This is a genomic window from Corynebacterium glyciniphilum AJ 3170 (assembly GCF_007673095.1).
GTDB lineage: Bacteria > Actinomycetota > Actinomycetes > Mycobacteriales > Mycobacteriaceae > Corynebacterium.
The window spans coordinates 1-247 of record NZ_VDYZ01000314.1; the positions used below are offsets into that span (position 1 = coordinate 1).

Here is a 247-nt window from a genome sequence, read left to right on the forward strand (position 1 = left end):
GGTTAGAGGGTGAGGAGACGGTGGGTGAGGGGGAGGGGGAATGGGTGAGGGGAGGGGAGGACGAGGGGGAGGTTGGGGGGGTGGAGGTGGAGGGGGTGGGTGTAGGAGGGGATGAGGGGGAGGTGGTTGGGGTGGATGTGGAAGGGGTGGGACATGTGGCGTCGTGTGTGGTTGGGGGGTGAGTTGTTGGGGGGGCTGTGGGGGGGGGTGTTATCGTTCTCGGGGGGGGGCTTGGGGGCAGGGGGGA

At 68.8% G+C, this 247-nt stretch carries 1 protein-coding gene; it reads left to right on the top strand.

Features of this window, described 5'->3' with window-relative positions; translation table 11 throughout:
- Positions 1-182 (top strand): hypothetical protein (locus tag FS507_RS20110; protein WP_222121480.1); only part of this gene is annotated, 182 nt, incomplete at its 5' end.
- Positions 183-247 lie beyond the last annotated feature (65 nt).